Source organism: Planococcus halocryophilus, assembly GCF_022489025.1.
GTDB lineage: Bacteria > Bacillota > Bacilli > Bacillales_A > Planococcaceae > Planococcus > Planococcus halocryophilus_A.
The window spans coordinates 14,560-27,913 of sequence record NZ_JAKVTG010000005.1; the positions used below are offsets into that span (position 1 = coordinate 14,560).

General features: G+C 39.6%; 10 protein-coding genes. 1 reads left to right on the forward strand and 9 read right to left on the reverse strand.

Annotated features, from left to right (window positions below; translation table 11 throughout):
* Positions 1 to 10 precede the first annotated feature (10 nt).
* The 4 genes from MLE13_RS07585 to ilvD form a co-directional block, all read right to left on the reverse strand.
* Complete coding sequence (locus tag MLE13_RS07585; RefSeq protein WP_240749117.1) at positions 11 to 1,279, reverse strand: TRAP transporter large permease; 1,269 nt, start codon at positions 1,277 to 1,279, stop codon at positions 11 to 13.
* 2 nt (positions 1,280 to 1,281) lie between these two features.
* Complete coding sequence (locus MLE13_RS07590; protein WP_240749119.1) at positions 1,282 to 1,752, reverse strand: TRAP transporter small permease; 471 nt, start codon at positions 1,750 to 1,752, stop codon at positions 1,282 to 1,284.
* Between the two features lie 63 nt (positions 1,753 to 1,815).
* Positions 1,816 to 2,793, reverse strand: a complete 978-nt coding sequence (locus tag MLE13_RS07595) for a TRAP transporter substrate-binding protein (protein ID WP_240749316.1) — start codon at positions 2,791 to 2,793, stop codon at positions 1,816 to 1,818.
* Positions 2,794 to 2,923: 130 nt separating this feature from the next.
* Positions 2,924 to 4,612, reverse strand: a complete 1,689-nt coding sequence (ilvD, locus tag MLE13_RS07600; RefSeq protein ID WP_240749120.1) for a dihydroxy-acid dehydratase — start codon at positions 4,610 to 4,612, stop codon at positions 2,924 to 2,926.
* A 325-nt stretch (positions 4,613 to 4,937) separates the two neighbouring features.
* On the opposite strand from ilvD, the gene MLE13_RS07605 reads away from it, so the two are divergent.
* The gene (locus MLE13_RS07605; RefSeq protein ID WP_240749121.1) at positions 4,938 to 5,438 is read left to right on the forward strand and encodes a GNAT family N-acetyltransferase; all 501 of its coding nucleotides are present in this window, start codon (positions 4,938 to 4,940) and stop codon (positions 5,436 to 5,438) included.
* A 330-nt stretch (positions 5,439 to 5,768) separates the two neighbouring features.
* Here MLE13_RS07605 and MLE13_RS07610 read toward each other — a convergent pair whose 3' ends face one another.
* From MLE13_RS07610 to MLE13_RS07630, 5 genes are all read right to left on the reverse strand, one after another.
* The gene (locus MLE13_RS07610; protein WP_240749122.1) at positions 5,769 to 6,440 is read right to left on the reverse strand and encodes a GNAT family N-acetyltransferase; all 672 of its coding nucleotides are present in this window, start codon (positions 6,438 to 6,440) and stop codon (positions 5,769 to 5,771) included.
* 175 nt (positions 6,441 to 6,615) lie between these two features.
* Positions 6,616 to 7,893: a helix-turn-helix domain-containing protein gene (locus MLE13_RS07615; protein WP_240749123.1), complete on the reverse strand. Its 1,278-nt coding sequence runs from the start codon at positions 7,891 to 7,893 to the stop codon at positions 6,616 to 6,618.
* Between the two features lie 61 nt (positions 7,894 to 7,954).
* The gene (locus MLE13_RS07620) at positions 7,955 to 9,214 is read right to left on the reverse strand and encodes a S8 family peptidase (protein ID WP_240749124.1); all 1,260 of its coding nucleotides are present in this window, start codon (positions 9,212 to 9,214) and stop codon (positions 7,955 to 7,957) included.
* A 259-nt stretch (positions 9,215 to 9,473) separates the two neighbouring features.
* Positions 9,474 to 11,105, reverse strand: a complete 1,632-nt coding sequence (locus MLE13_RS07625) for a glycoside hydrolase family 13 protein (RefSeq protein WP_430905206.1) — start codon at positions 11,103 to 11,105, stop codon at positions 9,474 to 9,476.
* A 152-nt stretch (positions 11,106 to 11,257) separates the two neighbouring features.
* Positions 11,258 to 13,279, reverse strand: coding sequence for a penicillin-binding transpeptidase domain-containing protein (locus tag MLE13_RS07630; RefSeq protein WP_240749126.1), 2,022 nt, complete (start codon positions 13,277 to 13,279; stop codon positions 11,258 to 11,260).
* Positions 13,280 to 13,354: the final 75 nt, after the last annotated feature.

The window sequence follows — 13,354 nt, forward strand, 5'->3', positions numbered from 1 at the left end:
CTCCAATAGTTTAGTCACCAATTAGGAATAACGTGATTGCCGGAATAAACGAAATGATCAAGACATCAACTATCATTACTAAAATAAATGGAACAATCGCTTTTAACAAACTTTCAAATTTAGTCCCCGCAATATTTGCAGCCACAAATAAATTGACTCCAACTGGAGGCGTGATAAACCCAATTCCTAAGTTTACGATCATAATAATACCGAAATGCACTAGATCAATACCAAGTGCATTGGCAATTGGTACAAGAATCGGCGTTAAAATAATGATGGCTGCTGAAGTTTCAAGGAATACTCCACAAATCAGCAATAACAAGTTCAGAATTAGCAAGGCGATAATCCAATTATCCGTCACACTGAGCATCAATTCCGTAAGTTCGGCTGGAATTCGCTGACGTGTTAAGTAGTAACCAAATACAGAGGCACCGGCAATAATAAACATAATGACCGAAGTCACAACAACAGAAGAAGAGAAAATTCTTGCCAAGTCTGATAATTTAATTTCACGATATATAAAAATACCGACAAACAATCCATATACTACTGCGACAACCGCGGCTTCTGTTGGAGTGAAAATGCCTCCATAAATTCCACCTAAAATAATTACTGGCATCATTAAAGCGAGGAATGCGTCAAGAAAAGCTTTAACGAAATCTTTCAAGCCGAATTTTTCTCCACCGCCATAGCCTTCTTTTAAGGAAATTAGGTAAACAAGTAAAATAAGTGAAACCATTACAAACAATCCTGGAACAATTCCTGCAATAAATAATTCACTAACAGAAACCCCTGCTGCCACTCCATAAAGCACTAAAGGTACACTAGGAGGAATCATAATTCCGATGGTTCCACCAGCAGCTTGAATAGCTGTCGCAAAACTTTTGTCGTAGCCTTTATTCACCATGGCTGGAATCATTAATGCGCCTACCGCGGCTGTTGTTGCAGCTGCAGAACCCGAAATCGCTGCAAAAAAGGCACACGCAACGATCGATACAATTCCGAGTCCTCCTTTAACACGTCCAAAAATAACATTTGCCAAGTGAATGAGTCGGCGGGAAATCCCACCACTTTCCATCAACTTGCCTGCCAAGATGAAAAAAGGAATCGCCATAAGCGGAAACGAATCAACCGAATTGAACATTCGCTGAATAATAACAATTAATGAAACATTGCCATCGATGAAGAAAACGAGCGTCGAAGCAAGTCCAAGCCCAACAGCAATCGGTACATTAATCAAAAATAAAGCCATCAATAAAAGAAATAATACCAATGCCATCTTCAGACACCCCCGCTTTTAAAGTCTTTGGAGAACTGCGAGGCCATATTAATAATAAGAATTGCCCCACTCACTGGGATTACCATATAAATGACGCCCATCGGAATCCGTAAAACTGGGGAAGTTTGAGACATCCCTTGCATCGCAAGGTCGTATCCTTCGACTACCATCAACAAGAAAAAAAGCAAACTTGCAAATGTCGCAACACTATAAAGCGCTTTGCGGACAGGAACCGCAAATAATTTCACAAAAAACTCCATTCCGATATGTGCTTTTGAAGACATCGCATAAGCAGCGCCTAAAAACGTCAGCCAAATCAAACTGTACCGTGCCAATTCCTCCGTCCAGGCTAATGGAGAATTCAGAACAAAACGGAAAATCACTTGAAGAAACACTACGGTAACAAGCAATGCCATAATAAGATTTAATACATGCTTAATACCAAAATTCATATAGCCGATCCATTTACTCATCTTCTTGCCCCCGATATAAAAAAGAGAGAATGGATTCTCTCTTTTTTGAATTAACGTATTATTTTATTTCTGCGCGTCTAAAATTTCGTTTAATAGGTCTTGGTGTTCGATTGTGTCATAAACAGGTAGAACCGCTTCTTGGAAAGGAGCTGTATCGACATCTTCAATAATTTCCATTCCTTGGTCTTTTAGTGTTTGAAGGGATTCTTTCTCCATTTCAACGATTAACTCACGTTCTCTTGCCCCTGCTTTTTGCCCTTCTTCTACAACGATATCGCGCAATTCTTCTGGCAATTCATCGTATGTTTTTTGGCTCAACATATAGATGGCTACTGAATAAACGTGCCCTGTTAAACTCATGTATTTTTGATTTGCATCATATAAACTAAATTGGTCAGCAACAATCGCTGGATTTTCCTGTGCATCTACTACGCCTTGTTGCAAAGCAGTAATTGCTTCAGTCCAAGCCATTGGAGTTGGTTGTGCGCCTAATGCTTCAAATGCAGCTAAATGAATTTCGTTTTCTTGCGTTCTGATTTTCAAGCCTTTTAAATCTTCAGGTGTTTCGATTGGACGGATTGCATTGGTAATATGTCGGTAACCATTTTCTCCCCAAGACAAACCGATGATACCGTTTTCTTCCATCTTAGCGAATAACTCATCACCAATATCACCTTCTAAAACTTCTACTGCTGATTCGCGGTCTTGGAATAAGAATGGAACATCTAAAACGCCTAATTCCGGTACAAAGTTTGTAACAGGAGCAGTTGAAGAGACAACTAAATCGACGGTTCCAAGTCCCATTCCTTCTGTCAACTCACGCTCAGCACCAATTTCACTGTTAGCAAAAATTTCAATCGTTACTTGTCCATCTGTTCGTTCATCAACAGCATCTGCCATTTCTTGTAGCGCTATATGATACGGGTGATCATCAGGTAGGGAATGTCCTGCTTGAAGCACAAACTTTTCATCCGATTCTCCACCTGATGATTCGCTATCAGAACTGCCACACGCTGTTAAAGCCAATGCACTTGCCATCATAATTGAAACAAATCCGAATTTTTTATTTACCAATGTTGTTTCCCCCTTTTTTTGTGCCCCAACATCTCAGTTGACTTCCGGTTTCACGAAAGTCAACTGACTGCCAAAGTCTGTCTTAGTTAATCTCCTTTTATGAACGGTTCAAGTAATCCGTAACGGCTCCTTTTGATGAACAAGAAACATTATGCGCATATTTACCGAGCACGCCTTTTTTGTGAAGCGGTGGAGCAACCCAACGTTTGCGGCGTTCCTCCAACTCAGCTTCAGATACATCCATCGAAATTTCTTGTACCTCGGAATCAATCGTCACGATATCTCCTTCTTCAAGCAAAGCAATTGGTCCGCCGACTTGAGCCTCTGGTGCGATATGGCCAACTACTAAGCCGTGAGTACCGCCGGAAAAACGTCCATCTGTCAGTAATGCAACTGATGCATCCATACCTTTACCGACAAGAATTGCAGATACCGATAACATTTCCGGCATTCCCGGACCACCTTTTGGTCCTACATAACGAATAACTAATACATCGCCTTCGTTAATTTCATTGGCCATTACAGCATCTGTTGCTTCTTTTTCATTGTTGTAAACGCGAGCAGGACCTGTATGGCGTTTCACTTTCACACCCGATACTTTTGCTACTGCGCCGCTTGGTGATAAGTTTCCTTTTAAGACAATGAGTGGACCATCTTTACGTTTCGGATTATCGAAAGGCATGATGACTACTTGACCTTCTTGCAACGCCGGAGCTTCGTTTAGATTTTCTGCCACTGTTTTTCCGGTTACCGTCATACAGTCGCCATGCAAGTAACCAGCTTCTAGCAACATTTTCATAACCGCTTGAACCCCACCTACTCGGTGCAAATCTTGCATAACGTATTTACCACTTGGTTTTAAATCAGCCAAATGTGGTACCGTTTTTTGCAAACGGTTAAAGTCATCAATCGTTAAATCTACTTCAGCCGCGTGAGCAATCGCCAATAAATGAAGAATTGCATTTGTCGATCCACCTAGCGCCATGACTACCGTAATCGCATTTTCAAACGCTTCTTTTGTCATGATGTCTTTTGGATAAATATCTAATTCAAGTAAATTATGTACAGCTGCTCCCGCTTTTTCACAATCCGCTAATTTCTCAGCTGATACCGCTGGATTTGAAGAACTTCCTGGCAAACTCATTCCCATCGCTTCAGCAGCAGATGCCATTGTGTTAGCTGTATACATTCCACCACATGACCCAGCGCCTGGACATGCACCACACTCGATATTGCGTAACGTACTGTCATCCATGTCGCCGTTATTATGTTGGCCAACACCTTCAAATACAGAAACAATATCAATATCTTTATTATTGTGGCGACCTGGAGCGATCGTTCCTCCGTAAACAAAAACAGCTGGAACTTCAGAGTTTGCAATAGCGATTAAGCAACCTGGAATGTTTTTATCACAGCCACCAATTGCGACTAAGCCATCCAAACTCTCTGCTCCTACGACTGTTTCAATTGAATCTGCAATCACATCTCGGCTTGAAAGTGAATACTTCATCCCTTCTGTGCCCATTGAGATCCCATCAGAAACCGTGATTGTATTAAAGATAAATGGGACGCCTCCAGCTGCTCTAGCGCCTTTTTTGGCACTGATCGCTAAGTCATCAATATGTATATTACACGGTGTCACTTCACTCCACGTGCTAGCGACACCAATCATTGGTTTTTTAAAATCTTCGTCTGTCACTCCTACTGAACGAAGCATCGCTCGGTTAGGCGCTCTCATAGCCCCTTCACTAAAAACTTTACTGTTGATGCGCAAATCTTTTTTCATAATTTATCCTATCCTTTCTTTTCTATTTATTATAGAGCACATTTATCAGAATTCAATGAATAAAAGAATAATATTTTATTATTTTTTTAATCGTCAAATAATTTATATATGTATGCGTTTACATAACTTAATACCTAATCTCCTCCTTGATATATGCAATATATTAATTTATAATTAATTTGTCTAGAATAACTTTTTTATTTAGTCTTGTAATGATTGTCTCTTTTACTTTTAATGAACTGATGGACTTTCACTATTATTCATCCCGGTATTACTTCTACACTATTTCACAACGCTAGTATTTTGAGTTAAAGGGGATGAAGATTTGTTAATTCGGGAAGCTAAGAGAGATGAATTTCATATACTGAAAGAGCAGCGTCTTGTTGCCTATCAAAGTTTCCAAGAAGAGCTGTCACCGAAACATTGGGGACGATTGAAATCTAATTTGGCTTCTGCTAATGATTTACAACCTGGTGTAGAAGTATTTGTAGCCGAGATTGGTTGGGAAATTGTGGGGAGTATCGCATTATTTCCTTGTGGATCCCATACATATACTGGAGTACAAGAAATAAGCAAATATCCTGAAATCCGCTTGTTAGCAGTGACTCCTGAGTTTCGCTCACGTGGAGTTGGCAAAGCACTTGTTGAACATTGCATCGATATTTCCAAAATTCGCAAACAAAAATCAATCAGTTTATATACAGGGTGTTTTATGAAGAACGCCATCGACTTGTATGAAAAAATGGGCTTTAAACGTGTTTCTTCACTCGACTTTAAACCATTAAATGACGGCATTACCGTTAAAGCTTTTCGTTTTGATATATAAATAGAAAAAACAAGCCGCAGCATTTGCGGCTTGTTCATCTTGTAAGCAAAATCCACTTGTGCAGTTTGGGAAGTCGTAAAACCGCGCTGGTCGCTTTGGGGATGACTCCCGCAAGAAGCCAGGAAAACCACCTGTCTTCTTGCTTCGTCTACCCCATGGACGCGCCACCGCTAGCGTCTACAATGAATAGGTGAGCTAAATAACATCAGAATTTCTCTATAAATAAAGAAGTCAAAAAGAAGAGGAATTGGAGCAACCTCTTCCCAATACTTCAGTTGTCTATAAGTTGAAACAAGCCGCAGCATTTGCAGCTTGTTTTTTTTAGTTTTCCTATTTTTCATGTTGAAAAGGATTTTTCCACTCCATTAATAATGCATATCCTCTAGACTCTTCATCTTCTAAATAATTTTCCACGATGCACACTGGTGTTCTGCCACAGCGTAGTAAGAAAGAAAGAACCGGATCTTTAATTTCCCCTGATACTACTTGTTCAGCGTATTGTTCTGCAGTGAGCCGATCAGAAAATTCATGAAACCTTGGCATCCGTCCTCCACCAAGCAAACGGTCTAACTTATCTTCTATAACACGTTCATACATCGCCTGCATTAATAACTGACCTAGTTTCAACGATCGGTATTTAGGTCGAATGCAGATGTCGACGATATACAAAGTTTTTCCTGTTGGATTGTGATTACGAATATATCCATTATCTGTCGCTACTTCCCAAGTATGCTTTGGGAATGCTGGATCAAAATCTGTTAGCAACGCTGTAATCGATCCAGCCATTTCTCCTTCGACTTCGATACATATAGCACCTTCAGAATACAATTCTGTATGGTTTGTCAGCTGCTCTGAGTTCCACCAAAGTTCCTCCGGAAATGGGTGGGGAAAACTTTCTTTTTGAATGGCAATCAATGCCGGAAAGTCTGATTTTGTGTATTGTCGTATTTCCACTAAAACCGGCTTGTTATCACTAAAAACATATTGTTTCCTCTTATACATATGTCTCTCCCCTTTTTTCTTATCATATGTGAATCTATGCAATGAAAAAAGCTGCTTAAAAGTAAGCAGCTTTTTTCGATTCATTAAAGTGGGGGTAAAACATTTGGACCACCAAGTACAACGGCAGATAGTAAGCCTGTATACATAATAGACAAGACTATTAGTTTTTTCTTCATCAATTCAACTCACCACCATTCTCATTCCAGAAAGATTGATAGAAATACGCTTTTTCCCATCGTTGCTGCTTGCTATAATGACGTGCAAGTTCTGCTGCAACATTTCTTGTTTCTTTTATATAACCATTATTTCTGAAAAATTGGAACATTATATCTTCACAATAGGTCATAAGGTCTGGTTGGGAAAAATTCCTTTTCTCAAAATAATTGGCATAAATATGAAAAAACTTATCTTCTGGCTTAGTACTTATCGCTTTCAATTCTTCAATGTGTATAGAAGGATCTTGGCCCGTTTCCATCATAGATTCTAACAAACTCGTTAAAACAGCTTTGTAGAAATACGTATCCCGTTCTACTGCTTCTTTTAACGATTGAAGAATCACTAACGCTTCACCATGGGCATGTTTCATCCTTAATAATTCTGTGTAATTATAAAGCGTTTGGTTGTGTAACGCTGTTTGATTGGTTAAATGGGTATTGCGAATTAGTACTTCATAGAGACTCTCTGCCTGAACAAGCAAATTTCTACGTGTATAGTTGATCGCTAAAAGCATTTGGGCATGGAGTAGCCGAATGTAATTGTGGTGGAGTTGGAAAGATTGAACCGCCAATTCGGCAAAATGTGCTGATAGTTCGTAACGGTCTGCAAGCACTAACATTCGCGCCTTTTGATAATAAAACTCTCCTTCAAATTTCTGTGGAATGCTTTGAATCCCTATATCCATTTTGTTTAGAAATTCAAAAGATTTTATGTTGTTGCCCACCATCGAGAAGTATAGCGATTGAAAAAATTGATGAACCCAGTGTTCTGGCGCTAAAAAAGAAGCCTTCATTCGTTCTAATAGCTTTTTCTGTTGCTCAGCTTTGGTCAAATTATGATCGTAAATATAAAAACGAAATTTATAAAGTTCGTATTGATTGACCAAATCGGTTGATTGAATATAATCATTTTCTCTTTCCAACTGCTTATAAATTCTTCTCATCGTTTCCAGATCGTAATGAAGCGAACAATCGATAAATTGTCCAATCGTCCGCTCGAGCTGTTTATGTTTTTCCATCTCTTTGTTCAATTGAACACCCATTTTTAACAATAGCGCTTTGATGGTAGATTCATGGGGGCTGTAAGCATTCGATTCGGTTTTGCTTAAATGTGAAATTGAACAAATGCCTTCCGCCAATTGTGACTGCGTTAGATCGTTTTTTGTCCGATAATACTTGATGATTGAACCGACATTCATAATTTCACCCTTTTTAACAGAATAAATAAAATATATCATAAAAAAACAACCCTGACATTTCTGACAGGGTTGCCGCTCTTACTAGCTGTTATATCTAGAGTTATTGAACGCGTGCGAAACCGAAACCTGATGCATAATCATCGCCATATCCTGCTCCATAACCTGAGAGAATATCGTATGATTTTGCACGGTTTTGTAAATCTGCTCTCACCTGTACGTTTGTTGCACTTGGATTTGCTGCCCACACTTTAGCAGCAAGTCCAGCTGCGTGCGGTGAAGCCATTGATGTTCCACTAAGTGTTGCGTAGCCACCTGTATACCAAGAAGAATAAACTGCTGCACCCGGCGCTGAAATTTCAACGTCGTATTTGCCAATAGAATAATCACCATCGTAAAAACTATAACCACGTGAAGAAAAGTCAGCTACGCGGTGTGTACCGTTTTGGATAACATTTTCAAGTGCTGCTACTGCTACTGCATTTTTTAAAGCACCTGGGAAGCCAATAGAGCCTTGGTAAGGACCAGAGTTACCCGCTGCTGCTATTACTAATACACCTTTGTTATACGCGTAGTCTACAGCACTCGTGATCAAGCTACTTTCCGTTGGAGATCCTAACGACATATTGATGACTACTTTCGTATTTAATGCGCTTGCTTGATCTGCAACGTGGCGGATAGCTGTCGCAATATCATCAGAAGACCCTGATCCATCGTCTCCTAATACTTTGTAAGCCCACAGGTCAGATTGTGGTGCTACTCCATACAAGCCGCCGTTACCGTTTGCTAAAGCAGACCCTGCAACATGCGTTCCGTGTCCTTGGCGATCGGTACATGTACCATTTGTGATGCTACTAGTTAGTGTAAAGTCTTTACATTGTTCTACATTGTTTGCTAAATCTGCATGATTTACATTCACTCCAGTATCGAGTACGGCAATGTTAATACCTGCTCCACCAGAAGTTTGTGTAAGGTTTGAATTATTGTAGATGGCTTTGATCCCCCATGGTGTGGATTGAGAAGCAGCCATAGTTGAGTATTGAGCTAGCGGCTCAGTTGAAGTTTCATCAATGCTATATTCCGGAACTTTTTCAACTGTTATATTTTTGTTTTTCTGAAGTGCTTCAAATTGCTTTTCGTTCATATTGGTGGTGAATCCTTCGTTTTCAAAATCCCAATGAACACCGTATTGGTTTTTAGCATTTTTCAATTCTTTTTGATTTGCTGAGTCAACCAATACGCGAAATTTCTCATTGCCATTCGCTTTTTCAACGGAATCCCCGTTTGCGCTGACGCCCATTGCCGGTATTAGCAGAGTAGCTGTCAACATTGCTGTCGTAATGAATTTTGCCGATTTTTTCATCGTTCAATCCCCTTTTCCAATATGGTTTATGGCAACTGGCTCTGGCTACGGCGTCCCGCGCTTTCGCATTTGTCCGACTTGAGGACTCTGCCACACATTTAAAGTTAGCAGAAGTTTCCGGTTTTCGTAATTGGGAAATTTTCTTGTGGATTGAACGTGAATATGGAAAGAGGAACTATTTACCTGATTATATATACCTAATAACTTAATTTCATACAAACAAACACCACTCTCTAGAATAGAGTGGTGTTTGTTATGTTTAATAAATTTCTTTTTTCAGGAAATAAACACATGTTTCATATGGCTGTAATATGCCTTTCGCTCGCTCTTCGTAATTACTCAGAAAAAGTTCCGCGTCATATGGGCTATTCCACGCACACGTTTTTTCACTTAAATTCGAAGCGATGAGCATTTTTGTATATTGATCTTCGCGTACATAGGCGTATACATGGGGGCAACCCGAGTCGACTAGTTCGGTAGTTCCATAAACCAACACTTTCCAGTTTTGGCGCAAGTGAATCATTTTTTTATAAAACGACCAAATGGAGCTCGGATCATCTTTTTGAGCTTCGACATTTAGCCATTGATAATTCGGATTTATTCCTAGCCAAGGCGTGACTCTAGAAAACCCCGCGAAATCCTCGTTGTTCCATTGCATCGGTGTACGGGCATGGTCACGGCTAATTTTTTTAATCACATGCATTACTTCTTCATGTGGCACACCTTGTTTGCACTTATAGCGATAGATGTTTTTGGTTTCAATATCGTGATACATGTCAATATCGTCAAAAGGAGCATTCGTCATTCCGATTTCTTGACCTTGATAAATAAAAGGAGTTCCTTGCATAAAGAAATACATACACCCCAATGCCGTAGCACTTTCATACCAATATTTTTGATCATTCCCCCAAATGGATACCGTTCTTGGCCGATCATGATTTTCGATGTAAAGAGAATTCCAAGCAATGCCATGTGTCGCTTGTTGCCAGCGATTTAACACTTCTTTTAATTCCTCGACATCCAAATCATTATCTACTCCGTTGCTATCCACCGGTTTATGCGCTTCTAAGTGAAAGATCATATTAAATTTCCCATCATGTTCGCTGATCCACTTTTCCATATTATGTGATTTAACACTATTGGCTTCACCAATGGTGACAATATCGTTATTCTTAAACGCTTGATCCCTTAACTCCGTCAGTGTTTCTTGTAAACCCTCTACTTCCGTAAACTTTTCCCATGCAGGAACATAAGGTAAATGTTGCGGATTTGGCATATCACTATAATCTTTTTTTAAGTGATTGATGGCATCTACCCGAAAACCATCAACTCCTTTAGCCACCCACCACCGAATCATTTCATAGATGGATTCTCGCATGTCTTTGTTTTCCCAATTTAAATCGACTTGGTTTTTGGTGTAAATGTGTAAATAATATTGCTCGGTTTTTGGATCAAATGTCCATGCCGGTCCTCCAAAAATACTTTCCCAATTCGTTTGTTGGTCACGCCATACATACCAGTCCCGTTTCGGATTGTCTTTCGAAGACTTGGATTCCAAAAACCATGGATGTTGATCACTTGTATGATTCAAGACGAGATCAATGATGAGTCTCATGCCTCTTTTATGTAGTTCTTCTAAAAGTCGATCGAAGTCCTCCATCGTTCCCATTTCTTCCATGATTTCTTGATAATCACTGACATCGTAACCATTATCGATATTTGGTGATTTATACATTGGACAAACCCATACAATCGTAACGCCCAACTCGTCCAAATAATCTAGTTTCTCAGTTATGCCATTTAAGTCGCCAATGCCATCATCATTTGAATCATTAAAACTTCTTGGGTAAATTTGATAGACTACTGCTTCTTTCCACCAGGTTTCCTTCAAATTCATCGCCCTCTTCCTTTTAACGAAATTAACTAGTGCCGGACAGATTTTCTTTTTCTATTTATTACTCTTTCTATTCAATATTCTTTGGGAAATTCCTGCAACGAGAAAGCCACCCGCAAATAATACTTGCGAGTGGCTTCCTTTACTTTTTATCGAGCTTTATATTCTTCAAACACATTCGCCGCAAATCCAGCAACATAATCACTGCCATCATTGTCTTCGATCGATTCGATCATCATGGCAAGGATAAAATCTGGACTTTCTGAATCATAAGAAACAAAAAAGCCATTTTCTTGCCCTTCTTCACCTATTTCCCCTTTCAATTCCGCTGTTCCAGTTTTACCTGCAATTTTTACTATTTTGCTGTTAGCCGACTGTGCATAGCCATCCACAACGACATTTCGCATCCCGCTGCGGAGAACTTCCGCATTTTCTGCACTTAGTAATCCGTCTTTCCAAACTTGGCTTTTTTCTTCATCCATAAACAATAACGGCTTATACATCGTGCCATCTGTTAAGAATGGCTCGTACATCGTAGCCAAATGCAAAATGTTTGTCAGCATCTGTCCTTGACCAAATGAAGAGTCCGCCAACTGCCCTTCAGATCCGATCGTGCCTTCATTGGAAATTTGTGAAGATTGTAGCTCTAAAGCAAATGGAATGTCTTCTCCAAAACCAAAGTTTTTTAATCCTGAAACAAATGTCTCGTTGCCCATGTTAAGTGCTTGTTGCGCAAAATAAATATTGTCCGAATAAACCAAGGCTTTATTCAAATCAATTGGGTTTGGTGCTTCAGGATGTAACCGGCTAACGCGATAATCTCCCCAAGAACTGTCTTTTTGCCATGTAGCTCCATCAATTTGAAGACCTTCCGTTGGGTTTAATGTATCAGCTTCTAATCCAATCGCTGCCGTTACTGGCTTAATCGTTGAACCGGGTGCATAAGCTGCGCCAAAACGATTAAATAATGGATTTAACGGATCTTCGCTTAGTTCTTTAAAGCGATCCCCGCTAATGCCTAACATATATTCGTTTGGATTATAGGCGGGCGAACTAACTAAAACTAACGTTTCTCCCGTTTCCGGGTCGACTGCGGCACTTGTTCCCGCTTCGCCTTTCATCGCTTCATAAGTAGATTTTTGCAATTCTGCATCGATAGTCAAAACAATCGTTTCTCCATTTTCAGCAGCTGTTTCAGTAATTGTGATTTGTTCTCCATTGTCACCTTGTTTTTGGATAAACAATTTTATGCCATTCTTACCATGTAGACGTTCTTCTAGCGTTAACTCAAGTCCTCTTCGACCGATAAAATCTGTCGACTTATACCCTTGGTCTTTAAGTTCTTCTAATTTTTCAGCAGTGATCGGACCAATATAGCCGCTCAAATGTCCAAGAGCTTCTTCGTATGGGTATTCGCGCATTGCTGTTTCTTGATAAGTCGCGCCTGGTATTGCTTTTACTTTCTCTAGTAATTCTTTATCATTTTTTGCAGCTTTGGAAATCGGCACAAACTGATCCTCTTGAACCCAACTTTGATTCATTTTTTCATCAATAAAATCAACGGATACTCCAAGAACTTCTGCGAGTTCTTCTTTACCAGCCTCTTTTTTGAAGTTTTCAGGTACCACACCAATGTTGTAACCTGTTCCGTTGATGGCTATTGCCTTTTGGTTTCGATCATAAATTTCACCGCGATCTGCAGTTGTTGTTGATACGCGAACTTCATCGTCTTTTTCTAATTGTTCAAATATAAAAGATGGATCCCATTCAACAAACCAGTCTTCTGTTTCGTCTTGAGATTCAACCAACAACGTCATCGTTTTTTCAAACGCAACTGGTCCTGCAAGTGTGTCCATTTGTATTTGAACAGGAAAATCAGCTGGCTTTTCAGGATCCCATTCTGTTTCTTCTGCCGGCTTTGTATAACTCACTTCAACATTTGTAATCGCTAAGTCTTCGTAAAACTTTTGTTGGCGCTCAACAAAATCTTCTGGTGTATATGCATCTTTCGTTCCTTTATTTAAATAAGCGCTATACATTTCCGTAAATTCTGCGTTGTTCCAGTGGTCTATGTATGCTTTTAGCCGATCTTCAGGCGTTGGACTTGGTTGACAGCCCGCCAATAGGACCAGAAAAGCCAAGGCTAGAATAATTGTTATTTTTTTACCCAAAACATAACCTCCCATTGTTTTCTTTATTTTACCAATAAATAGCGACTAGTTGAAAGATTAATCTCTTTATTTCTA